Raw genomic sequence first — 23,810 nt, 5'->3', positions numbered from 1 at the left:
CGCTTTTTCGCTGGCGTGGCCGACGTGTGCTTCTTCACGCATCCGGTCGACCATGTGCGGGTAATGCAACTCGAACGCCGGACGCTCCGAACGGATCCGCGGCAACTCGGTGAAGTTGTGCCGCGGCGGCGGGCAACTGGTCGCCCACTCCAACGAGTTACCAAAGCCCCACGGATCATCCACCGTCACCACCTCGCCATACCGGTAGCTACGGAACACATTCCACAAGAACGGCAACGTCGACGCACCCAGAATGAACGCACCCACCGTCGACACGATGTTCAACGAGGTGAACCCATCGGTGGACAGATAATCGGCATACCGACGCGGCATACCCTCGTTACCCAACCAGTGCTGCACCAAGAACGTGGTGTGGAAACCGATCATCGTCAACCAGAAGTGGATCTTGCCCAAACGCTCATCAAGCATCCGGCCAGTCATCTTCGGGAACCAGAAATAGATACCGGCATACGTCGCGAACACGATCGTGCCGAACAACACGTAATGGAAGTGCGCCACCACGAAGTAACTGTCAGACAAGTGGAAATCCAACGGCGGGCTCGCCAGCAACACACCGGTCAGACCACCGAACAAGAACGTCACCAAAAAGCCCACCGAAAACAGCATCGGCGTCTCGAACGTGATGTGACCCTTCCACATCGTCCCGATCCAGTTGAAGAACTTCACACCCGTCGGCACCGCGATAATGAACGTCATGAACGAGAAGAACGGCAACAGCACAGCCCCGGTGGCATACATGTGATGCGCCCACACCGCCACCGACAGAGCTGCAATCGCCAACGTGGCATAGACGAGTGTCGAGTAGCCGAAGATCGGTTTACGAGAGAAAACCGGGAAGATCTCCGACACGATCCCGAAGAACGGCAACGCAATGATGTACACCTCGGGATGACCGAAGAACCAGAACAAGTGCTGCCACAAAATCGCACCACCATTGGACGGGTCATACAGATGCGCCCCGAACTGCCGATCAACCTCCAACCCCATCAACGCCGCCGTCAACAACGGGAACGCCAGCAGGATCAGCACACTCGTCACCAAAATGTTCCAAGTGAAAATCGGCATCCGGAACATCGTCATACCCGGCGCACGCAAACACACCACCGTCGTGATCATGTTCACCGCACCCAAAATCGTGCCCAGACCCGACACACCCAGACCCAAAATCCACATATCCGCACCCGGACCCGGCGAATGCACCGCATCAGTCAACGGCGTATACGCAGTCCAACCGAAGTCAGCCGCACCACCCGGAGTGATGAACCCGGCAATCGCCACCGTCGAACCGAACACGAACAACCAAAAACTGAACGCATTCAACCGCGGGAACGCCACATCGGGCGCACCGATCTGCAACGGCAACACCACGTTGGCAAACCCGATCACAATCGGCGTCGCATACATCAGCAACATCACCGTGCCATGCATGGTGAACAACTGGTTGTACTGCTCAGTCGACAAGAACTGCAGACCAGGAGCCGTCAACTCCGTACGCATCAGCAACGCCATCAAGCCACCGATGAGGAAAAACGCAAAACACGCAACCAAATACATGATGCCCAGCATCTTGTGATCGGTCGTCGTCAACATCTTGTAGATGAACGAACCCTTGGCACCCGTGCGCTCGGGATAAGGCCGAACCGGAGCCACCTGAGTGGTGGGCTGGTCTACCGCGGTCACTGATCCTCCTGCCTGCGTGGCCTCTCGCCTGCGTCAGGTGCGGAAGGGTGTTCCGCGGAGGACGTTGGAGCGACGGCCATGAATGTGCGCTGATGTTGATCCTAGACCCTCATACGGCCCGCAGCCGATCGGGTCCTACGAACTGTCGTAGTCGATCCGGGGGTGGGCAAACGCGGCTTTCGACATCGGTCTCCACCCGGCGGACCAGTGCTAGTTTGTTCGGGATCCAGCCGTCATCGGGCCGCAACCGAAGAGTGGAAGAGAACTGTGAGCGAAGTGATCCGTCGCCGTCGCGCCCTGGCGACTCTTGCGCTTGCCGCCCTGGTCAGCGCAGGTGTGAGTGGATGCCTCGACTCGTCCGTCCCCGAGGGCGAAGGGTCGATTGTGAAGACGACGACACGCATCGCCTCGGTCGATCTCGCGGACCCCGATCGCGACAAGAACCAGACATGTCAGGCACCTGCACCGCTCGACTCCGGCGCCCCCGACCCCACTCGCATCCTGGTCGCGGATCCGAGCCTCCTCGACGCTCTGTGCGCGCTCGGCGTACAGGGCAAAGTCGTCGCATCCACCACCGTCGGCGGCAAGCTCCCCTCGTTCATGGGCACAGCAGTGCAGGATCTTCCCACCGTCGGCGAAAAGAGCCGGCCAGACGTCGCACGGGCAGCCGCGAGCAATCCTGACCTGCTGCTGACGGTCGGCGAATCGCCACTTGACGGTGTCGTGGGCTCGGTCCGAACGGTCCAGATCGATCCGGAGCAGGACTGGCGCGAGCGGTTCTCGGCGGTCGCCGAGGCGGTGGGCCGCGGTGACGCGGGCGATCAACGGCTGCGGGCCTACAAAGACGCCGCCAAGACGACCGGCGACCGACTCGGCGCGCGATACAACCAGGCCTCTCTCGTGCGGTTCGGCAAGGACTCCGAGACGGTGGAAGGCACCGGCGGGTTCGCCGCGAGCGTCCTGACCGACATGGGTGTGCAACGTCCGCCCGGTCAGCGTGAGCCGGAGCCGACGCCGATAGACGACAAGAACTTCGAGATTGCCGACGGAGATGTCATCTACGTCGGATTCGATGGGCCTGCCGGGCTGGAGCACGGCACCTCGGTCCTCGAGAGCGATCGGTGGCGCGACATGGGTGCACCGAGCTGGGGACGCGTTCGCATCGTGGAGGACGAGGTCTGGTTCGGCCCGGGAGGACTGTCGGCGGCGAACGTCATGCTCTTCAACGTCGGCAACTCGCTGGTTTGACACCCACGTCCCACGGGGTTCGACGGAGGCATTCGGCCTGATCATCGCGCCGGACTGAGTTGGGATCATCGTGGCTGCAACTCTGTCCGCGCGGTGATGCACCCATGAGCATGAGTGCATGACCGTCACCGACGAATACCTGGACAACAACCGCGCGTACGCGGCCGACTTCTCCGGTCCCCTGCCCCTTCCACCCAGCAAGCACGTCGCCGTCGTCGCTTGCATGGATGCCCGACTCAACGTCTACGGCATCCTCGGACTCGAAGACGGTGAGGCACACGTCATCCGCAACGCCGGCGGCGTGATCACCGACGACGAGATCCGGTCACTCGCCATCAGTCAGCGGCTGCTCGGCACCACCGAGATCATCCTGATCCACCACACCGACTGCGGCATGCTGACGTTCACCGACGACGACTTCAAACGAGCCATCCAGGACGAGGTCGGCGTGAAGCCGGCATGGTCCGCCGAGGCGTTCAGCGACCTGGACGAAGATGTCCGGCAGTCACTGGCGCGGATCGAGAAGTCCCCGTTCATCACCAAGACGACGTCGTTGCGCGGGTTTGTGTTCGATGTCGCCACCGGAAAACTCAACGAGGTCAGCTGAGCAGATTCGCTCCACCTACGACAAAAACGCTCCGGTTGCGACCGGAGCGTTTCGTCGTAGGTGGAGCGAATTGTGGCGTGGGTCAGAACTCCCAGTCTTCGTCTTCGGTGTTGACGGCCTTGCCGATGACGTACGAGCTGCCCGAGCCGGAGAAGAAGTCGTGGTTCTCGTCCGCGTTCGGTGACAGGGCCGACAGGATGGCGGGGTTCACGTCTGTCTCGTCCCGAGGGAACATCGCCTCGTAGCCCAGGTTCATGAGCGCCTTGTTGGCGTTGTACCGCAGGAACTTCTTGACATCCTCGGTGAGGCCCACATCGTCGTAAAGCTGTTCGGTGTAGTCGGTTTCGTTGTCGTACAGCTCGAACAGCAGCTCGAAGGTGTAGTCCTTGAGTTCCTGCCGGCGCTCAGGCGTCTGCGTCTCCAGGGCACGCTGATACTTGTATCCGATGTAGTAACCGTGCACGGCCTCGTCGCGGATGATCAGCCGGATGAGGTCGGCGGTGTTGGTCAGCTTGGCTCGCGACGACCAGTACATCGGCAGGTAGAACCCGCTGTAGAACAGGAACGACTCGAGGAGCGTCGACGCCACCTTGCGCTTGAGCGGATCGTCGCCCCGGTAGTAGTCCATGACAATGCGTGCCTTGGTCTGCACGTACTCGTTCTCCTCGGACCAACGGAATGCCTCGTCGATGTCCTTGGTGGAGCACAGAGTAGAGAAGATCGAGCTGTAGCTCTTGGCGTGCACCGACTCCATGAATGCGATGTTGGTGAGCACCGCTTCCTCGTGAGGGGTGGTGGCGTCCGGGATCAGGCTGACGGCGCCGACGGTGCCCTGGATGGTGTCGAGGAGCGTCAGACCGGTGAAAACCCGCATGGTGAGCTGCTTCTCGACCTCGGTGAGGGTGCCCCACGACGGGATGTCGTTGGACACCGGCACCTTTTCCGGTAGCCAGAAGTTGCCGGTGAGGCGGTCCCACACCTCGGCATCTTTCTCGTCGGGAACCCGGTTCCAGTTGATCGCCGAGACCCGGCTGACCAGTTTGATCGGTGCTCCGTCGGCCGGCGAATGGCTCTGAGTGGACGTCATCGTTCCTCGCTTACGAGTTCTTCATCATGAAAGTTGTTGTCTGCCAAACACATCGAGACAGCTACTACAGCATGCAGGAGACGCAACCCTCCACCTCGGTGCCCTCGAGAGCCATCTGACGCAACCGGATGTAATACAGCGTCTTGATTCCCTTGCGCCATGCGTAGATCTGCGCCTTGTTCACGTCGCGAGTGGTCGCGGTGTCCTTGAAGAACAACGTGAGACTCAGCCCCTGGTCCACGTGCTGGGTGGCTGCGGCATAGGTGTCGATGATCTTCTCGTAGCCGATCTCGTACGCGTCCTGGTAGTAGTCCAGGTTGTCGTTGTCCATATAGGGGGCCGGGTAGTAGACGCGCCCGATCTTGCCCTCTTTGCGGATCTCCACCTTGGCGGCGACCGGGTGGATCGAGCTGGTCGAATGGTTGATGTAGCTGATCGAACCCGTCGGCGGAACGGCCTGCAGGTTCTGGTTGTAGATGCCGTGCTCCTGCACGGACGCCTTCAGCTCACGCCAGTCGTCCTGCGTGGGGATCGCGATCCCGGCCTGCCCGAACATCTCTCGGACCTTGTCGGTCTCCGGCGCCCAGGTGCGGTCGGTGTACTTGTCGAAGAACTCGCCGGTCGCGTACTTCGACCGCTCGAATCCACCGAACGCCTTACCGCGCTCCTTGGCGATGCGGTTCGATGCGCGCAGCGCGTAGAAGAGCACGGTGTAGAAGTAGATGTTCGTGAAGTCGATACCTTCGGGCGATCCGTAGTAGACCCGCTCCCGCGCCAGGTAGCCGTGCAGGTTCATCTGCCCGAGGCCGATGGCGTGTGATTCGTTGTTGCCCTTCTGGATCGAGGGCACCGACGTGATCGCGGTCTGATCCGACACGGCCGTGAGCCCGCGGATCGCGGTCTCGATGGTGTGCGCGATGTCGGGCGAATCCATCGTCTTGGCGATGTTCAGCGAGCCAGGTTGCACGAGATGTCCTTGCCGATGTTGGCGTAGGACAGGTCGTCGTTGAACTCCGAGGCCGTGGAGACCTGCAGGATCTCCGAGCACAGGTTGGAGTGGGTGATCTTGCCGTCGATCGGGTTGGCGCGGTTCACCGTGTCCTCGAACATGATGTACGGGTAGCCCGATTCGAACTGTAGCTCGGCCAGCGTCTGGAAGAACTCACGTGCCTTGATCTTGGTCTTGCGAATACGACGGTCTTCGACCATCTCGTGGTACTTCTCGCTGACGTTGATGTCAGCGAACGGCACACCGTAGATGCGCTGCACGTCGTACGGGCTGAACAGGTACATGTCGTCGTTGCGCTTGGCCAGCTCGAAGGTGATGTCAGGGATCACCACACCCAGCGACAGCGTCTTGATGCGGATCTTCTCGTCCGCGTTCTCGCGCTTGGTGTCGAGGAAGCGGTAGATGTCGGGATGGTGCGCATGCAGGTACACCGCGCCCGCACCCTGCCGGGCACCGAGCTGATTGGCGTAGCTGAACGAGTCCTCGAGCAGCTTCATGATGGGGATGACACCCGAGCTCTGGTTCTCGATCTTCTTGATCGGCGCACCGTGCTCGCGAATGTTGCTCAGCAGCAAGGCCACTCCGCCGCCGCGCTTGGAGAGCTGCAGTGCCGAGTTGATCGAGCGCCCGATCGATTCCATGTTGTCTTCGATGCGGAGCAGGAAGCACGACACCGGTTCGCCGCGCTGCTTCTTGCCAGAGTTGAGGAAGGTGGGGGTTGCCGGCTGGAAACGACCTTCGATGATCTCGTCCACAAGGTGACGGGCCAGCGCGGTGTCACCGTCGGCGAGGGTCAACGCCACCATCGACACTCGATCCTCGAACCGCTCGAGGTAACGCTTACCGTCGAACGTCTTCAGCGTGTACGAGGTGTAGTACTTGAACGCGCCCAAGAAGGTCGGGAACCGGAACTTCTTGCTGTAGGCGTGATCGAAGAGCCCTTTGACGAACTCGCGGTCGTACTTCGCTAAAACCTCTGGCTCGTAATAGTTTTCCTCGACGAGGTACTTGAGCTTCTCATCCAGGTTGTGGAAGAAGACGGTGTTCTGGTTGACGTGCTGCAGGAAGTACTGGTTGGCCGCTTCGCGGTCCTTCTCGAACTGGATCTTGCCGTCTGCGTCGTACAGGTTCAGCATCGCGTTGAGCGAGTGGTAGTCCATCTCACCCGGGTTGTGCCCCGACGGGTCGGCATGTGCGCCTGACTTGCTTGCCGAGGTCTCTACTGCGGTTGCGGTTGGCGACACTGTGCTGGCTCCTGTGCGATTTGATCGAGTGTGAATTGATGGAGGCCGGTGCGGACTCGCTCTACGTCTTCGGCGTCGCCCATCAGCTCGAACCGGTACAGGTACGGCACCTGGCATTTGTTCGAGATGATGTTGCCTGCGAGGCAGAACTCTTCACCGAAATTGGTATTCCCTGCCGCGATGACCGCGGTGATCAGCGAACGGTTGTGTTTGTTGTTCAGAAACTTGATGACCTGCTTGGGAACGAATCCGCCGGGCTCTCCTGACGCCTTCCCACCCCCATAGGTGGGGCAGATCAAGACGTAGGGCTCATCGACGACGAACGTGCCCTCGGGGTCGAACAGGGGGATCCGGACCGCCCGGAGACCGAGCTTCTCGACGAATCGGTGTGTGTTCTCCGAGACGCTCGAGAAGTACACGATCAGCGGGGGGCCATCGGATTCTGCCTCCGCGGAATGTACGGGAATCTTCCCCAATGTCCCGACCTCCGCGATGGTGCTGACGGTAGAGCTAGAAGATGATGAGACGACGTGGATCAGGCTGCGGCTGCGACGAGCCCCTTGATGCGATCCGGACGGAATCCTGACCAGTGGCTGTCGCCGGCGACCACCACGGGCGCCTGCAGGTAACCGAGGGCCATCACGTAGTCCCGGGCCTCGGAATCCTCGGTGATGTCGACGACCTCGTAGTCGAGACCGTTCTTGTCGAGCGCCTTGTAGGTGGCGTTGCACTGCACGCAAGCAGGCTTGGTATAGACGGTGATCGTTGCGGTGGCCGAAGTAGTCATATCCCAGAACTCCCTGTGTGCGGACCGGTTATCGCTGCCGAAAATGAGTCTCGAGCAGCAAATCGTGTCTTTCGTATCTCGATCTGGCCGGCCTGTCAGTGCTGTACATAATAGTCAACCCCGTCGTGCCGTTCAGTGTTCCAAACACTACACCTAGTGTCTGACATTCGGGAGCGACACAACACGTTGCGAATCACATTCACGAAAGTCCCAGGTCGGGGGCTCCGAAAAAATCTGCATCTGGCGTGTCTCGGCGTGTCGTTCATCACATGTCGCGCCGAACACCAACGGACCGCCGCGGCGAGTCGATCGATCTCGCCACGGCGGTCCGTCAGAGGTGTTGTCGGCTGTGCGACCCCGCCCTCAGGCGGCGACGGCGGCGTCGACGGCATCGACCAGCACGGTGACAGCGCGCCGCAGCTGATCGACCACCTCGGGCACTTCGGCCACCGGCTTGCCGTCCAGCTTGCCGATGGTGAGGTGCAGTTCGACGTCCTCGACCACCCGGCCTCCCGCGATACCCACCGACCGGCTGGTGTCGTCGTGTGACCACTTCCCGCCGAACTGCGCGAGCGCTGCGCCCAGCACTCCGACCGGCTTACCGGTGAGGGCGCCGGCGCCGTACGGACGTGACAGCCAGTCGATTGCGTTCTTGAGCACCGCCGGAATGGTGCCGTTGTACTCAGGGGTGACGATCAGTACGGCGTCGGCCTCTCCCACGGTCCGGCGCACTCTGGCAACCTCGGCATCAACCGGTTCGATGTCGAGGTCCTCGTTGTAGAACGGCAACAGTTCCAGACCCGAGTACACGTCCACCGCGACGTCGGCCGGCGCGTTCTCCGCGGCCACGCGCGCCAGCTCGCGATTCACCGACTCGCGTCGCAGGCTTCCGACCAGCACCACGATCTTCGTCGATTCCGTTTTGTTCTCGTTTGTCACTGCTCTTCCTCCACGATTGATTCGACCTACGATCGACTCAACCGGACCATGGTCCGAATAATTCCGTCACCGCAGCAGGCGTTACAGTCAAGGTGTGTCAAAGCCCGCACGGCACCCGGCACCCGGGGCGAACTCCGAGCAGTCCAGCGCGACGCGCGCCGAGCTGCCGTTGATCGATGCCCACACCACACCTCGACCGCCTCTTCCCCTCTCGCTGACCGAACGCCATCCTGCCGCAATCCCCCTCGTCGAAGACCAGGAGCCGGAACGGGCCGATGCCGCTCGCAACCGTCAGCTGCTGATGGAGGCCGCGACCCGCCTCATCGAATCGTGCGGCGCGTCGGCGGTCACCATGGACGCGGTCGCACGCGAGGCGGGCGTAGGCAAAGGCACCGTCTTTCGCCGATTCGGGAACCGGTCGGGCCTGATGCTCGCGCTGCTCAACCACTCCGAGAAGCAGTTGCAACAAGCCTTCCTCACCGGCCCGGCACCACTCGGCCCCGGGGACCCGGGCCAGAAGGTCGACCCATTGGACCGACTGATCGCATTCGGCCGCGCCCGCCTGACGACGGCAGCGGCACACCTCGATGTATTGCTCGAAGCCGAGGACACCGGACCGCAGCGGTTCAGCCATCCCACCCGGACCGTTGTGGTCACCCACACGCGAATGCTGCTCACACAGATGGGCTTTCGCGGCAATCTCGAACTCATGTGCATTGCGGTGCTGGCACCACTGGAGGCGCCGGCCATCCATCACATGCTCCACAACGACCACATGTCCCTCGGTCAGATCGCTGACCGCTGGGAAGAACTCGTGCGGGCGTGACACCGCCGCGACGCTGAGGTCGCTGCACACATCGAGGACGTCCCGAATCGATCCGTCTAGTTGCCGGGTGGTTTGAACTGCGCGCCGGCCAGATCCGGTGCGATGCCGTCGTGGGACACCAGTGCGTCGTATTGGTTCAGAGTCGGCCCGACGGCGAGCAGTGAGATCACCGACCATGGGGCCGGAAGCGGATCGCGTCCGAGTCCGATGACATCGGCGGTCGCAGCATCGGGGACGCCGAAACGAACCCCCGAATCGTTGACGTAGAAAAGGGATTCGGCTCGCGTGCTGTCGGGTTCTGATCCCGTCGCCTGGATGTAGTGTCCGCGCCCGGGGGTGACGAACGCCGCGTCGAGACCCGGGCCGGGACCGTCGGCGCCGCTGAGCGGAACCGGCTTGTCGCGTGGCCTCAGCGGCAGAACGGAACCGAGCAGTGTCCGTAGCGACGCCTCGTGGTCGTCCACCGACCGTGACCAGGCCGCACATACGACAGGGTCGGCCGCGGCGTCCGCGAATCGTGGCGGCGCCGCCGGAAAGTCGTCTGTGGGGAGAATGCTGACCGTCTCCACCCCTGTCAGAGCACCGGGATTGAGTGTCGGCACAGTGTCGGCACCCGATCGATCGGCCTGCCGGATGATCTCAGCGGCGACCTCACCGATCCGCTGCACTCCTTGCGCCAACGCCACATAAAACGTCGCTTCTCCCGACAGTGCTGTCACCTTGAACACCGATCCGACGGGGGTGTCCCGGCCGAGAGCCGAAGGGGCACCCTGATTCGAAATGTCGGGCGCCGCAATGGGATCGGTCTCCGGGAAGGCATTGAGGACCCCCGGGCTGACCTCGCGCACCTCGGCGTGGTCGAGATCGAGAGCTCGGCGTACCGGCACGCTCTCGGTGTCGACGCGCGATCGGCGCCCGGCACCGATCAGGTGGACCTGCCCCGCGGAGGAGACGAGAACGGCCTCGTCCCCGGGCCCGTCGGCTCCGTCGGCCGAACGGATCTGTTCGCCGAGTACGGGGGCCACGCCTTGCACGGTGGTGGTGACCTGACCGGCCGACGTCGTGTCGCAGACAACCCAGTTCGAACGTTTCGTGTCGGCGGGGCCGGGCAGCGCCGCGGGCGCTCCGGGAATTCCGAGAAGCGGGCCGCGGGCGTATCCCGTCAACTTCTTCTCGCCGACCGACTTCGGGGACTCGTCGCTGCCGGTGATCAAACGTGCCGACGCGAGATTGAGGACAGGATGCAGACGGCCGTCCAGGACCACATACATCGCGCCGGCCTTCTTGCTGATGATGATCTGCGACTTACCAACGGAGCCTTGCGGTTTGATCAACCCGTATACCCCGAAGCCGGCGAGCACCAGTATCGCGAGCACCAATCCGACCATGAGCGACCGCAGCTGCGACCGCATCGGGTCGTGCAACATCCGCACGTCCCGACGGATCAGCGCATGCTCGAGTCTGCGCAGTAAAAAGCGGTATCCGTTGACCTGAGCCTTCGTCGTCAATTGAGCCGGCATGCCGTCCCCCCATCTCCCCCGGCGTGTAGCGTATAGCACCATTGGGCCGGCGGAGACGCAGCGCAGCGGAGCTCGACCAGAGTGACGGAGACGTAGCGCAGCGGAGCTCGACCAGACTTGCAATAGACGTATCGCAACCGGGGGGATGCGAGCGGGGCTCGGCCATGACATGCGGTGCTGATGATTCTTGGGGGGATCATGAAGGTAGTGGTCGCGATCGAAGTTCTGATCGCTGGGGCGTTGGTGCTGTCTCGCGACGTGGGCGGTCTCTGGTGGGCAGGGATCGTGGCGGCAATCGCGTTGTCCGCGACGCTTGTCGCGCTGCCGGGCCGTATGTCGCTGGCGGAGCGGACCGGTTTGCGACTGGGCCTGTGGCGCAGAAGGCTCAGCGGTGCAGCGGAGTCGGACGGTTCGAAACCGGATCAGGCACCGTTCGACATACCCGTATCCGGATCGAATGCGATCGGTGCACGTTGGGACGGAACGGCGCTGGTCACGGTGGTGCGCATCGACACTCCCCCACCCACCTTGAGTTTCCTCGACCCCAGCGGTTGTCGCGGCCTTCCGCCGATCCCCCTGGCTGCCCTCGCCGAATGCGTTCGCCAGTTCGACATCCGCCTGGAGTCGGTGGACGTGATCAGTCACGGGATACGCACTCATGGCACCGGGCCGGTGTCCCAGGTCTACCGGCGCACGCTGGGCCCGTTGCCTGCCACCGCATATCGGTCGGTGCTTGTTGTGCTGCGGCTGGACCCGTCGCACTGTCCCGACGCCGTCGCACGTCGGGGTGGTGGTTCCGAAGGCGCTCTACGCACCGCGATGATCGCGACCCGCCGGGTAGCCAACCGGCTTGCGGAACAGGGTTTGTCGGCCAGCATTCTCACGGCGGCGCAGATCACCGCCGCGACCGGCCACCTCGCTCACGGCGCCGACACCGGTCAGGTGCGCGAAGACTGGGACGCGGTGACCTCCGATCGGTTGCGCATGTGTACGTATGCGGTCGATCCCGACCACCTCGACGAGGTCCTCGACGCGGTATGGGCCGTTCCGTCGATCTCCACGACGGTGACGATGCGATTGTCGCCGGCAGGTCCGGGCGATGTCGCGATGCGGACGCTCGTCCGGTTTAACTCTGCGTCCCTTGATCATTCGGCGATCACCGGGTTGATCGAGTTGCCCGGCCGTCAGCGCACAGCGCTCGCGGCAAGTCTGCCGGTGGGGGCTGCCGCCGAACTACCCCCGATCGGTAGGCAGACGGTGCCGTTCGAATCCCTGTCCGATGTGACCCTGTCGGCAACGGGCTGCGGTCAGCTCATCGGGGCGGACCACGCAGGCCGGGCCGTTGCGGTCGACCTGCTGGGTGGTCCTGCGCACCGGGTGTCGATCGCCGGCGGCCTACACCTGGCTCAGCAGGTGTTGTTGCGCGCCATCGCAGTCGGCGCTCGAGCCCTCGTCTACACCGATCATGGCGCCGTCTGGCAACAATTTGTCACCGCCGTCGGGGACCCGGGTCTCCTCGCACTCGCAGGAGGGCGAAACCCCCAGGGTCAATACACCGTGGCGGTCTTTCATGGCGTGGCACCGGCGCCCGTCGACGCTCCGACAGTGATCACCGTAATCCCTCCCGGCTCACCGGGTGAGCCGGCCGACGTCCGGCTGGAACAGAATGAAGCCGCACCTCAAGACATCTGGGTTGCCACACCCACCGGCAGCGCAATGGTGACGATGGTCGCGACGCCGGACGAGATGGCGTTCATCGGCAGTACGCTGCCGGTTCCTTCAAGAGTCTGACCGCTCGAACCGGATGGCTAGTGTCCGGGTACCAACCCTCGGAAGAATGTGGTGTGGGCCGATGCCGCATGCACGATGACGTCGGGATCGTTGTCACCCAGCCACGCCGCCCGACCTTGCGGCACCACCAGGTGACCTGATGGACCCCTCAGTTCGATCGAACCCGTTGTGCACAGCAGAATCTGCGGACCGGGAACATCGAAGAGGATTGACGACGGCCTGCGCAGACCGGTCCCGTCGAGTTCCACCTTCGACAGTCTGAACTCCGCCGCCGGTGTCTGGTAGATCAGTTCGGAGTTCAAGGTGTGGATCGAGGGAGCGATGTCGCCCGGAGCGACCGGGGTGAAGTCGAGGACGCGCAACAACTCGGGGACATCGACGTGTTTGGGGGTGAGACCACCGCGAAGGACGTTGTCCGAGTTGGCCATCACTTCCACAGCGGTGCCCCAGAGGTAGGCATGGAGATTGCCGGCCGGAAGATACAGGCCTTCCCCCGGCGCGAGCGTGACCCGATTGAGCAGGAGCACAGCGAGAACGCCAGGGTCGAGCGGGTAGTTCTCGCCGATCTCCAGCACGGTGCGGGCCTCGGCCGCGAAGCGGTCCTGCCCTGATTCGAGATACCGGATGGCCCCGGCCAGAACGGCCGGGATGAGAGTGGACAACGCCGACTCGGGCAGGGTGATCCAGGTGGTGAACAGTGCCCGCAGACCTTGCGAGTCCGGTTGACCGGCAATCATTCCGAGGTGATTGTCCAGCTCGGGAACCTGCAGCACGCGCAGCAGGTCGACGGTCTCGCGCACGTCACGGAAGCCGGCCAGGGCGTGGAATTCGCTCAGTGCCACGACGAGTTCGGGCTTGTGGTTCTCGTCGCGATAATTGCGGTCCGGTGCACCCACATCGATGCCACGCTCGTTCTCTCGCGCGAACCCTTCTTTGGCCTGCTGCAGACTGGGGTGGGCCTGCAGTGACAACGGTTCCTCGGCGGCAAGGATCTTCATCAGGAACGGCAGACGCCCGTCGTACCGTTCGGCACAGAGAGTGCCGAGTTCTGCGCGCGGATCGGCGTCGATGACCTCCAAGAGCGTGTTCTCCCGCGCGTCATCACGAACGATCGCGGGCGCTGCCGGGTGGGCCCCGAACCACAACTCGGCCTCCGGATGCGCGCTGGGTGTGGGCATTCCGCGCAGGGCCGCTATCGCAGTACGCGATCCCCAGGCATAGGGACGGACGACACCATCGAGCAGGCGCATCAACGATCCCCGACCAGCCACAGGTAGGCACCCGCCATGTCGACCCTCAATCCCAAGATCATCAGTGGCACAACATCTTCCAGCCCACTTGGCGCCGGTCCGTCGGCATGTGTGCCGGGCGCCGGCTGACCGCCGACCGGTGGAGACGCGGGGCCACTGGTCACCACGTCGGCATCCGGCAGCACTCCGAGGCGACGACGGATCTGCCACTCGCGATCGGGGGTGGTCAACACCTGTACCCGGACCTGTTGTCCGGCGACCGGTCCGTCGATCTGCGCGTCGTGAAAGATGGGATCGTAGTCCGGCGACAATGCTCCACCCCCTCTGGCCAGCACCGGTGCCGCCGCCAGCACGTCGCCGAGATCCGTTGCTGTACTGACGATCCCGGCACTGGCGAAGACGCTCCTCGACGCGTGCACGGCGAGTGCCAGCGCGGCCGGGGTGTCTGCCGCCCATACCGTGGGATGTCCGACCAACCGGGCCGCCAATTCCTTTGCGGCATTGTGGAACAGCTCGTTGGCGGGGTGGTTCCCGGCAGCTTCGGTGTCGAGCTGATCGGCGAGCGCTTCGAGGTCGGGGTGGCGGCCGGTCACCCGGACCGATTGCAGACCGGCGAGAACTGCCAGGTAGGCGCACACATAGTGGGTGAAGCGGAAACGCGCTGGCACCGGAACCCGCGGCGACATGTCCAGCACCCGCCCGGCCAGCGCGTCGCGCAACGGTCCCTCCACAGGTCCGGCGACAACAACCTCGGCCTGCCGGCGTCCGGCACGGGCCGCCGCGTCGGCGAGCCTGGGATCGCCGGCATCGTCACCGGCGATCACGACCACGTCGAGAGGACCCACCCACGACGGAACCGTTTCGGTCTTGATCAGTGGAACGTCGATGTGGGGCGCGGCCAGTGCCAGAACCAAGGCCGCCGCTCGTCCGGCCGGCCCGGCGCCACAGACGATCACCACGGCGCGTGGCCGTAGGTGGCCCAGAGGCTCCAGAACGCCTTCGCTGTGGGCTGCCGACACTGCGCGGCACTGCGCACCGGCCAGGGCCGAAGCGGGCAGCAGACCGTCGACATCTGCGTCGAGCAGTGCGGCGACGTCGTCGAGATCTGGAGCTCCGGTCAACATGAGACCAGACTAATGGTCCGCACCCGTTCGGGAGCGGAAGAATTGCCGTCCGAGCCGCCCCTCACCGCGGTCTGCTCAGCCCCGCACCACCCCGAGGATGCGGTCGACCAGCTCGTTGACCCGCTCCGCGGTCGGCGCCTCGACGTTGAGCCGCAGCAGGGGCTCGGTGTTGGAGGCACGCAGATTGAACCAGGACCCATCTGCGAGATCCACGGTGACGCCGTCCATCCGGGTGGTCTCGGTGATCTCGTCACCGAAATCCGCGAGAACGGCCGCAGTACGCGCGACCTGGTCGTCGACCGTTGAGTTGATTTCTCCTGAGCTCTTGTAACGCTCGTAACGCGCCATCATCGCCGACAGCGGCTGATCTGAGGCGCCAAGCGCGGCAAGCACGTGCAACGCCGCGAGCAGTCCGGAGTCGGCGTTCCAGAAGTCCTTGAAGTAGTAGTGCGCGGAGTGTTCACCGCCGAACACCGCACCGGTGTCGGCCATCTCCTGCTTGATGAACGAATGCCCAACACGGGTCATCACCGGCGTCCCACCCAGCTCTGTGACCAGCTCGGGAACCGCGCGCGAGGTGATCAGATTGTGAATCACGATGGCGCCCGGATTCTTTGCGAGCTCACGTTCGGCCACCAGCGCGGTCACCGCTGACGGCGACACGGGTTCACCCAGCTCATCGACCACGAAACAGCGGTCGGCGTCCCCGTCGAAGGCCAGACCGATGTCGGCCCCGGTCTCGCGGACATACGCCTGCAGGTCCACCAGGTTCTTCGGATCCAGGGGGTTGGCCTCGTGGTTGGGAAATGTTCCGTCCAGCTCGAAGTAGAGTGAACGCACGGTGAACGCCTCAGATCCGCCGAGGACCACCGGAACTGTGTGACCACCCATGCCATTGCCCGCATCCACGGCGACCGTCAGATGCCGCAGACCGGAAAGATCGACGAGCTTGTGCAGATACGCCGCATAGTCCGCCAACACATCGCGCTCGGTCAGGGTTCCCCTGGTGCTCTCGGGGGCCGCCGTGCCGTCCACCCCGTGCACCAGCTCGCGCGAGATGGTGGCCAGCCCGGTGTCCTGACCGACAGGTTTTGCACCGGCGCGGCACAGTTTGATGCCGTTGTACCGAGCCGGGTTGTGACTCGCGGTGAACATGGCGCCGGGCCGATCCAGGAATCCCGACGCGAAGTACAGCTGGTCGGTGGACGCGAGGCCGATCATCGTGACGTCCAGCCCCTCGGCCAGCGCGCCGTCCGCGAAAGCAGCGGCCAGTTCCGGCGACGACTCCCGCATGTCGTGGCCCACCACCAATCCCAACTGGCCCTCGGTGCGCATGAGGCGGCCGAACGAAGCTCCCACGCTCCTGACGAACTCCGAGTCGATCTGTTCGCCGACGAGACCACGTACGTCGTAGGCCTTGATGACGGCGCTGACCAACTCGGGGCTGAACAGCTGTGCGGGACGATCCACGGAATGGCTCCTTTTCATCGGGTGCATGTGCATCCATTGGAACTGGCGAAAAACTGCTCGGTCGACACCGGGGTCGCCACGCAATCATGACCGAACTGCAGAGCCCCCAGAAAACCGACGCCCCTGTTACATCTTGGTACGCCCGAACTCGATTCGCCGAGTTCGCGGCGGCGCGTCTGGTTTCCGAGAGAGTGAACCTGGTCCTCGTCCGTCGCGTGACGGTCACCATCTGGGCCGCCACGATCATTGTGCTGCTGGCAACCAGGACCATGTCGTTCGGCCGATCGTACGTTCTCGTGGCCCTCGGGCTCGGGCTTGCCGCGGCATCCATCGGACGACGGAACATCCTGTCGGTGGTGCGCGACTGGCTGCCGTTCGGTGTGCTGCTGGCGGTCTACGACTCCACTCGCGGTATCGCAGCCTTCCTCGGGATGCCGACCCAATGGCACCTCGCGGTGGACGCGGACCGGTGGATGTTCCACGTCGTGCCGACCGTGTGGCTGCAAGAACACCTCAAGATGGCCGAGGCGCAGTGGTGGGAGGTGTTCACGAGCTTCGTGTACATGTCCTACTTCATCGTTCCGTACGCGGTCGCCGGCTTCCTGTGGCTCAAAGATCGTCTGCAGTGGCGTCGGTTCGTCTTGCGGCTCATCAGCATCTTCTTCATCGGGTTGATCGGCTACATCTTGGTGCCTGCCGCACCGCCATGGGCGGCGGCCAAATGCACCCCGGCCGAGGTCGCCGACGGATCGGCGTTCCCGCTCTGCATCACCCAGCCCGTCGAAGACGCCCCCGACGGCGGCCTGTTGGGCCCGGTGCAGCCGAGGCACGATGGCGCACAGCCGTATGTCGAGCGCATCTCCAGTCGCGGTTGGGACGTCCTGCACATCGGACCCGTCCGTGAGGTGCTCGAGGTCGGGCAGAAGAAGTCGAACCAGGTGGCCGCGATCCCGTCGCTACACGCCGGGGTCACCGCACTGCTGGCCATGTTCATGTGGGGCCGCACCCGTGCGTTCGGACGCACGATGTACACCGGATACGCACTGGTGATGGCATTCACGCTGGTGTATTCGGCCGAGCACTACGTGATCGACCTCTTCCTCGGCTGGGGCCTGGCAGCGCTCGTCATGGTTGGTTGCCACTACGGCGAGCGGGCGTGGACGAACCGCAAAGACCGGCGGCTACAGGCGGATTCGCAGGCAGCGTTCAGTCGACAGGATCAGGCAGTACTCGAAGGTGCCCGCGGCGACCTGGTCGAGGACGAGGAAGCGGATCGGGTCCGCTGAGCGACCCGTTGCCGCGAGGCACGGGGCGCTCATGGGATCCGATCGACTCGCCGGCACGTACGGGCGACGAGCGGGGCACCAGTCCTCCACCGCCGGCTGCCTCACGAACAGCTTCGGCAAGAGCCGTCAGATCGTCCTCGTCCCGCAGAGGCTGGGCGAACCCGCCCTCGCTGCGCAACATCTCCCACCCCCGCGGCACGGTGATCCGGGTGGCGTGCGTGTCACACAGATCCCACGAATGCGGTTCGGCCGAGGTCGCCAGCGGACCTACCACCGCGGTCGAGTCCGAATACACAAAAGTCAGAGTTGCCACCGCCGGATTGGCGCAACCGGGCCTGGAACACTGACGTGGGAGCCTCACGGAGGAAGATTATCCCGACCGACTGGCGGGTCGTAGCAGGACACACCGTCCGCGACTGCCTAGACTTGCGCTTTATGGCTCCCATTCGTCCTCCGCTGGCACGACCGCGGCGCCGGCGAACCTCACGTGGTGTGCCCCGGGTCCGTGATCGGCGGGGCCGCGGACTGCGTTCGACGTTGCTGCCCACCCACGTCCCCGCCTGGACCAGCCGGTCACAGTCGTTCGATGCGGTGGTGCTCGAGGCATTCGCCGAGATCGACGCGCGTTGGCACGCCCGGTTGACCGATCTGGACATCGCGGTGGACGACGTGCCGAGGATGCTTCCGCGCGACCCCGAGACCGTTCAATGGCCGGTGGAGGTGACGGCCGATGGCCCGATCCCTCTTGCGCGGCTCATCCCGTCCGGCATGGACTCGCAGGGGCGAGCCACCAAAGCGCGCATATTGCTGTTCCGCCGCCCGCTGGAGAGCAGAGCGAAAAAAGGTGCAGATCTGCTGGACCTCGTGCACGAGGTCCTGGTGCAGCAGGTCGCTGCGCACCTCGGTGTCGACGAGGACACGATCGATCCGCCACCGACCTGAGAGGCGTTGAGCAGACCCACTCTTGCCGAGTCTGTCGACGGCTTCGGAGCAGACGCCCCGAGCTCACAGAGCGGGGGGTGCAGAGAAAAACGAGAGACCTAGACGATCCCGCGCTTGATACGGCGACGTTCGCGCTCTGACAGGCCGCCCCAGATTCCGAAGCGTTCATCTTTGTGCAGCGCGTATTCCAGGCATTCCGGACGTACTTCACAACCCTGGCAAATGCGCTTGGCTTCCCGGGTCGAACCGCCCTTTTCAGGGAAAAAAGCTTCTGGATCGGTCTGTGCGCACAGCGCACGGTCCTGCCACTGGTCTTCGACTGCTTCGAACATATCATCGAATGCCGACGTGACCAGGCTCAGGCGAGGACGTTCAGTTTGGTTGGTTTCGGATGCATTCGATTGCGAATCGACTTGCGGTTCAAGGCTGTTGGTAGCCATGTGTTCCAGAGCCATCGTCCCGCCTCCTCATCTCACTTCGAATTGTGCAGTTGGTCAATCGGATTCGAACAAGTGATCGATCCCCGTGCCCCGCAACAATTCTCGCTGTCAAAACAGGGAATGACACTGATGTGATTAGACACGGGTTTGGGTGTCCAGGTCAAGCGCAGCGGGGAAATTGCTTTATCACCCCTCTGCCCGATTTCGTTGTCTCGACACGGCGCAGAGCGAGGAAAAGTCAGGCGAGGATATCGAATCGACGCAAAAACCCCCAAATTGCGCGACGTCGCCGTGAGCAACGTTACGTGCACTCGGCTCACTTCGCTGGCACTCTCGGCAAGCGCCTACCCTGGTTCCCTGTGAAGGTGACGGTTCTCGTCGGAGGCGTCGGTGGCGCCCGGTTTCTGCAAGGTGTACGTGAGCTCCTGGGACATACCCCGTTCCCGGAGGTTCTCGCGTCCGGTCGCGCCCCGGCCGACCATGAGGTGACGGCAATCGTCAACGTGGGAGACGACGCGTGGATGCACGGGGTCCGGATCTGTCCGGACCTCGACACCTGCATGTACACACTCGGTGACGGCATCGACACCGAGCGCGGCTGGGGCCGACGCGGGGAGACGTGGCACGCCAAGGAGGAACTGGCTGCCTATGGTGCCGACCCCGATTGGTTCGGGCTGGGCGACCGCGACCTGGCGACCCATCTGATCCGCACGCAGATGCTCGACGCGGGTTACCGGCTCAGCGATGTGACCGCAGCGTTGTGCCGACGGTGGGATCCGGGCGTTCGCCTGTTGCCCGCCACCGACGACCGCCACGAGACCCACGTCGTCGTCACCAAGGAAGAGGACGAGAAGGTCGCCATCCACTTCCAGGAATGGTGGGTGCGCCACCGGGCGCAGATCCCGACCCACGGGTTCGCGCAGGTCGGTTCGGACGATGCCAAAGCCGCGCCCGGGGTTCTCGACGCCATCGCCGAGGCCGACATCGTCTTGCTGGCACCGTCGAACCCCGTGGTCAGCGTCGGCGCAATCCTCTCGGTCCCCGGCATCCGGGGAGCGTTGCGGACAACCGCCGCACCGGTCGTCGGCATCTCCCCCATCATCGGGACCAGTCCGCTGCGCGGCATGGCCGACGAGTGTCTCTCGGTCATCGGCGTCGAGACGAGCCCCGAAGGTGTCGGTCGACACTATGGAGCGCGTAGCGGGAACGGCATCCTCGACGGGTGGCTCATCGCACAGGGAGACACCGCCGACATTCCCGGAGTGACGGTCGCGTCTGTTCCCCTGCTGATGAGCAATCCCGAGACGACGGCCCAGATGGTCCGCGACGCATGTGATCTCGTGGGTGTGGCGCATGGATGAGGACCACGCCGCCGGTGGGATTATCCAGATCCTGCCGATCACCGGCCTGCCGCGGTTCCGGGCGGGCGACGACCTCGCCGGTGCGTTGGCAACGGCGGCTGATTGGTTGCGTACCGGCGACATCTTGGTGGTGACCAGCAAGATCATCTCGAAGGTCGAGGGCCGGATGGTGCCGGCCCCCACCGAGCCGGAAGCCCGCGACATCGCCCGTCGCGCCCTCGTGGACTCCGAAGCCGTGCGGGTGGTGGCCCGCAAGGGCCGCACACTGATCACCGAGAACAAGCTCGGCATCGTCCAGGCGGCATCGGGCGTCGACGGCTCCAACGTCGACGGTGACGAATTGGCCCTGCTTCCCACCGATCCTGACGCGAGCGCTGCGGCCCTGCGCGCGTCCCTGCGCGACCGACTGGGCATCGACGTGGCCGTGTTGATCACAGACACGATGGGACGGGCCTGGCGGGTCGGACAGACCGACGTGGCGATCGGAGCCGCAGGTATCGCTGTCACCCACCCGTACGAGGGTTCGGTCGACGAGTACGGCAATCCGCTGATCGTCACCGACATCGCCGTCGCCGACGAACTCGCCGCTGCCGCCGATCTCGTCAAGGGCAAACTGGGCGAGATCCCGGTGGCCGTGGTGCGTGGTCTGACTCCGCGCGAAAACGGCACCACCGCAAAGGATCTCCTTCGCCCCGGCGAAGAAGACCTGTTCTGGTTGGGTACTGCCGAAGCCATCGATGTGGGTCGACGGCAAGCGCTCCTCGTGCGCAGGTCGGTCCGTGATTTCACCGACGAACCGGTACCGGCCGACGTGATGAGGGCAGCGTTCGCCGACGCCCTGACCGCACCTGCACCGCATCACAGCCGTCCGGTGCGCTTCGTGTGGCTGCGCGACCGCACCCGTCGCGTTGCGTTGCTGGACGCCATGGCGCTCCAGTGGCATCACGACCTGACCGAAGACGGCAAGACCGAATCGTCGATCAGCAAAAGGGTGGCGCGCGGTCAATTGCTCTATCGGGCGCCAGAAGTCGTCATTCCCGTGCTGACAGGCGATGGGCGGCACGACTATCCGGACGCCCGGAGGACGGCGGCGGAGCACACGATGTTCACCGTGGCCGCCGGCGCCGCCGTGCAGGGACTGCTCGTTGCACTGGCCGTGCGTGATGTCGGGAGTTGCTGGGTGGGTTCGACGATCTTCGCGCCGGACGTGGTGAGAGCCGAGCTCGGGCTCCCTGCCGACTGGGAACCGCTGGGCACAGTTGCGATCGGATTCCCCGCCGGCCGGCTGGAACCGAGGTCACCCGCGAACGTCGACGACCTGGTGGTGGAACTGTGACCGCCCAGAGCCTGCACCGCTCGACCACCGAACTGCTCACCGGATGGCAGGCACCTGACCCGCACCAGGATTCGTTACGTCACACCGTGCTCGCGTTCCTGGCGGCCGCACCGCGCGGGTGTCTTCGCGAGAGTGCGGCGGGGCACATCACCGCGTCGACCATCGTGATCAACGCGGCCCGTACCCACGTGCTGCTCACCTTGCATCCCCGGGTCGGCAAGTGGATCCAGCTCGGTGGGCACTGCGAGGACACGGACGAGACCATCGCCGACGTCGCCACTCGTGAGGCGCGAGAGGAATCCGGGATCGCCGGCCTCGACGTCGTACCGGAGCTGGTCCAGATCCACACGCACCCGATCACCTGCTCGCTGGGTGTACCCACCCGGCATCTCGACCTACGGTTCGCGGCGTTTGCCGACGACAATGCCGACGGCTCCCTGCCTGCCATCGTCCGCAGCGACGAGTCGGTGGATCTGGATTGGTGGCCCATCGACGCGCTGCCCGAGAACACCGAACACCCCGCCATCCCGGCGCTGATCGACGCAGCGCTCAGCGCTGCATCCGGTCGCTAGACCCGTACGCCCTTGCCGATGGCCACGACGCCGCCGTTGCTGAAAGCGAAACGCTCGCGGTCACGTTGTTCGTCGACGCCGACGATTTCGCCGTCTGAGACCACGACGTTCTTGTCCAGGATGGCCTTTCGCACGACCGCCCCTTTACCGATCCGCACACCCGGCATCAGCACGCTGCCTTCGACGGTGGCACCGTCTTCGACGATCACGTTGGAACTCAGGACCGAGTTGCGAACGGTGGCTGCGGAGATGATACTCCCCGCCCCCACCATCGACTCCTGCGCGAGGCCTCCCTGGACGAACTTCGCAGGCGCCACCAGATAGTCCGCGGAGCCGTGAATGGGCCAGCGCCGGTTGTAGAGGTTGAAAATCGGGTGCACCGACACCAGGTCCATGTGGGCGTCGTAGAAGGCGTCGAGGGTGCCGACGTCGCGCCAGTATCCGCGGTCGCGGTCGGTGGCCCCGGGCACCTGGTTGTCCTTGAAGTCGTAGACGAACGCCTCACCGCGGTCGACGAAGGCCGGGATGATGTCGCCGCCCATGTCGTGGTCGGAGTCGGGGTTGTCGGCGTCGGCCTTGATCGCCCTCACCAAGGCGTCGGCCGTGAAGACGTAGTTGCCCATCGATGCGAACGTCGCGTCCGGATCGTCCGGAGTGCCGGGCGGATCGGCGGGCTTCTCGAGGAACTGGGTGATCTTGCCGCTGTCGTCGGAATCGATACAGCCGAACGCCACGGCCTCCGCACGCGGAACCCGGATGCCCGCCACCGTGCACTCGGCACCAGAAGCGATGTGGGCCTCGACCATCTGCTCGGGATCCATCCGGTAGACGTGATCGGCGCCGAATACGACGATGTACTCGGGCTCCTCGTCGTAGACCAGGTTCAACGACTGGAAGATCGCATCGGCGCTGCCGGTGTACCAGCGGGGTCCGAGCCGTTGCTGCGCCGGCACAGGCGTGATGTATTCGCCGTTGAACCCCGATGGCCGCCAGGTCTGCGAGATGTGGCGGTCGAGCGAGTGTGACTTGTACTGCGTGAGCACGCACAGCCGCGAATACCCGGCGTTGACGAGGTTGCTGAGGACGAAGTCGATGAGCCGGTATCCGCCACCGAACGGCACGGCGGGCTTGGCGCGGTCCATCGTCAACGGAAAGAGTCGTTTCCCCTCGCCGCCGGCGAGGACGATCCCGAGGACGTGGCGCTGTGAAATCACCCCTTAAACCTATCCGTCAACTGACGTCGCGGCCAGAGACAACAGGCGAGAGTTTC

Annotated in this window: 21 protein-coding genes and 1 pseudogene; 9 read left to right on the top strand and 13 right to left on the bottom strand. The window is 64.1% G+C overall.

Annotated features, from left to right (window positions below):
* On the bottom strand, nucleotides 1–1,701 hold a 1,701-nt coding region (ctaD, locus tag W823_RS55610), incomplete at its 3' end, for a cytochrome c oxidase subunit I (RefSeq protein ID WP_023963324.1).
* Nucleotides 1,702–1,968: 267 nt separating this feature from the next.
* On the opposite strand from ctaD, the gene W823_RS55605 reads away from it, so the two are divergent.
* Both W823_RS55605 and W823_RS55600 read left to right on the top strand, forming a co-directional pair.
* Nucleotides 1,969–2,949, top strand: a complete 981-nt coding sequence (locus W823_RS55605) for an ABC transporter substrate-binding protein (protein WP_023963323.1) — start codon at nucleotides 1,969–1,971, stop codon at nucleotides 2,947–2,949.
* 118 nt (nucleotides 2,950–3,067) lie between these two features.
* On the top strand, nucleotides 3,068–3,556 hold the full coding sequence (locus W823_RS55600; protein ID WP_023963322.1) for a carbonic anhydrase: 489 nt from the start codon (nucleotides 3,068–3,070) through the stop codon (nucleotides 3,554–3,556).
* Nucleotides 3,557–3,638: 82 nt separating this feature from the next.
* On the opposite strand, the gene nrdF is transcribed toward W823_RS55600, so the two are convergent.
* From nrdF to W823_RS55575, 5 genes and pseudogenes are all read right to left on the bottom strand, one after another.
* Nucleotides 3,639–4,643, bottom strand: coding sequence for a class 1b ribonucleoside-diphosphate reductase subunit beta (gene nrdF / locus W823_RS55595; protein WP_023963321.1), 1,005 nt, complete (start codon nucleotides 4,641–4,643; stop codon nucleotides 3,639–3,641).
* A 64-nt stretch (nucleotides 4,644–4,707) separates the two neighbouring features.
* Nucleotides 4,708–6,896 (bottom strand): annotated as a pseudogene (nrdE, locus tag W823_RS55590) (class 1b ribonucleoside-diphosphate reductase subunit alpha).
* Nucleotides 6,872–7,372: a class Ib ribonucleoside-diphosphate reductase assembly flavoprotein NrdI gene (gene nrdI / locus W823_RS55585; RefSeq protein WP_023963320.1), complete on the bottom strand. Its 501-nt coding sequence runs from the start codon at nucleotides 7,370–7,372 to the stop codon at nucleotides 6,872–6,874. The pseudogene nrdE and the gene nrdI overlap by 25 nt, the downstream one beginning before the upstream one ends.
* Before the next feature lie 59 nt (nucleotides 7,373–7,431).
* Nucleotides 7,432–7,683 (bottom strand): redoxin NrdH, encoded by a 252-nt coding sequence (locus W823_RS55580; protein WP_023963319.1) that lies wholly within the window; start codon nucleotides 7,681–7,683, stop codon nucleotides 7,432–7,434.
* Between the two features lie 363 nt (nucleotides 7,684–8,046).
* Nucleotides 8,047–8,622: an NADPH-dependent FMN reductase gene (locus W823_RS55575; RefSeq protein ID WP_023963318.1), complete on the bottom strand. Its 576-nt coding sequence runs from the start codon at nucleotides 8,620–8,622 to the stop codon at nucleotides 8,047–8,049.
* Nucleotides 8,623–8,716: 94 nt separating this feature from the next.
* On the opposite strand from W823_RS55575, the gene W823_RS0131095 reads away from it, so the two are divergent.
* Nucleotides 8,717–9,448, top strand: a complete 732-nt coding sequence (locus W823_RS0131095) for a TetR/AcrR family transcriptional regulator (RefSeq protein WP_023963317.1) — start codon at nucleotides 8,717–8,719, stop codon at nucleotides 9,446–9,448.
* 56 nt (nucleotides 9,449–9,504) lie between these two features.
* Here the strand turns inward: W823_RS0131095 and eccB are convergent, their stop codons facing one another.
* Entirely contained in the window at nucleotides 9,505–10,968 is a 1,464-nt protein-coding gene (gene eccB / locus W823_RS55570; protein WP_023963316.1) for a type VII secretion protein EccB, read from the bottom strand.
* A gap of 198 nt (nucleotides 10,969–11,166) precedes the next feature.
* Between eccB and eccE the strand changes: the two genes are divergently transcribed.
* On the top strand, nucleotides 11,167–12,759 hold the full coding sequence (gene eccE / locus W823_RS55565; RefSeq protein WP_023963315.1) for a type VII secretion protein EccE: 1,593 nt from the start codon (nucleotides 11,167–11,169) through the stop codon (nucleotides 12,757–12,759).
* Between the two features lie 17 nt (nucleotides 12,760–12,776).
* Here the strand turns inward: eccE and manA are convergent, their stop codons facing one another.
* From manA to W823_RS55550, 3 genes are all read right to left on the bottom strand, one after another.
* Nucleotides 12,777–14,009, bottom strand: coding sequence for a mannose-6-phosphate isomerase, class I (manA, locus tag W823_RS55560; RefSeq protein WP_023963314.1), 1,233 nt, complete (start codon nucleotides 14,007–14,009; stop codon nucleotides 12,777–12,779).
* Entirely contained in the window at nucleotides 14,009–15,133 is a 1,125-nt protein-coding gene (locus W823_RS55555) for a hypothetical protein (RefSeq protein WP_023963313.1), read from the bottom strand. Before W823_RS55555 ends, manA begins: the two co-directional genes overlap by 1 nt.
* 75 nt (nucleotides 15,134–15,208) lie before the next feature.
* Entirely contained in the window at nucleotides 15,209–16,621 is a 1,413-nt protein-coding gene (locus W823_RS55550; RefSeq protein ID WP_051406729.1) for a phosphomannomutase/phosphoglucomutase, read from the bottom strand.
* A 68-nt stretch (nucleotides 16,622–16,689) separates the two neighbouring features.
* Here W823_RS55550 and W823_RS55545 point away from each other — a divergent pair, with 68 nt between their 5' ends.
* Complete coding sequence (locus W823_RS55545; RefSeq protein ID WP_023963311.1) at nucleotides 16,690–17,889, top strand: phosphatase PAP2 family protein; 1,200 nt, start codon at nucleotides 16,690–16,692, stop codon at nucleotides 17,887–17,889.
* On the opposite strand, the gene W823_RS57595 is transcribed toward W823_RS55545, so the two are convergent.
* Entirely contained in the window at nucleotides 17,810–18,250 is a 441-nt protein-coding gene (locus W823_RS57595) for a DUF3499 domain-containing protein (RefSeq protein ID WP_165842413.1), read from the bottom strand. The genes W823_RS55545 and W823_RS57595 overlap by 80 nt on opposite strands.
* 74 nt (nucleotides 18,251–18,324) lie before the next feature.
* On the opposite strand from W823_RS57595, the gene W823_RS55540 reads away from it, so the two are divergent.
* Complete coding sequence (locus W823_RS55540) at nucleotides 18,325–18,831, top strand: metallopeptidase family protein (RefSeq protein ID WP_051406720.1); 507 nt, start codon at nucleotides 18,325–18,327, stop codon at nucleotides 18,829–18,831.
* Between the two features lie 98 nt (nucleotides 18,832–18,929).
* On the opposite strand, the gene W823_RS0131090 is transcribed toward W823_RS55540, so the two are convergent.
* The gene (locus W823_RS0131090) at nucleotides 18,930–19,163 is read right to left on the bottom strand and encodes a WhiB family transcriptional regulator (RefSeq protein WP_031333673.1); all 234 of its coding nucleotides are present in this window, start codon (nucleotides 19,161–19,163) and stop codon (nucleotides 18,930–18,932) included.
* Between the two features lie 467 nt (nucleotides 19,164–19,630).
* Between W823_RS0131090 and cofD the strand changes: the two genes are divergently transcribed.
* The 3 genes from cofD to W823_RS55525 are packed head-to-tail and all read left to right on the top strand — an operon-like array spanning nucleotide 19,631 to nucleotide 22,540.
* Nucleotides 19,631–20,632, top strand: coding sequence for a 2-phospho-L-lactate transferase (gene cofD, locus W823_RS55535; RefSeq protein ID WP_031333671.1), 1,002 nt, complete (start codon nucleotides 19,631–19,633; stop codon nucleotides 20,630–20,632).
* Entirely contained in the window at nucleotides 20,625–21,968 is a 1,344-nt protein-coding gene (locus tag W823_RS55530; RefSeq protein ID WP_023963307.1) for a coenzyme F420-0:L-glutamate ligase, read from the top strand. Before cofD ends, W823_RS55530 begins: the two co-directional genes overlap by 8 nt.
* Nucleotides 21,965–22,540 carry an NUDIX hydrolase gene (locus W823_RS55525; RefSeq protein ID WP_023963306.1) on the top strand — a complete coding sequence of 192 codons (576 nt, stop codon included), beginning with the start codon at nucleotides 21,965–21,967 and terminating at the stop codon, nucleotides 22,538–22,540. The genes W823_RS55530 and W823_RS55525 overlap by 4 nt, the downstream gene beginning before the upstream one ends.
* Here the strand turns inward: W823_RS55525 and glgC are convergent.
* Nucleotides 22,537–23,754: a glucose-1-phosphate adenylyltransferase gene (glgC, locus tag W823_RS55520; protein ID WP_023963305.1), complete on the bottom strand. Its 1,218-nt coding sequence runs from the start codon at nucleotides 23,752–23,754 to the stop codon at nucleotides 22,537–22,539. The two genes, W823_RS55525 and glgC, sit on opposite strands and share 4 nt — an antisense overlap.
* Nucleotides 23,755–23,810 lie beyond the last annotated feature (56 nt).

It is taken from the genome of Williamsia sp. D3 (assembly GCF_000506245.1).
Lineage (GTDB): Bacteria > Actinomycetota > Actinomycetes > Mycobacteriales > Mycobacteriaceae > Williamsia > Williamsia muralis.
This window is presented reverse-complemented; position numbering and strand designations above follow the sequence as displayed.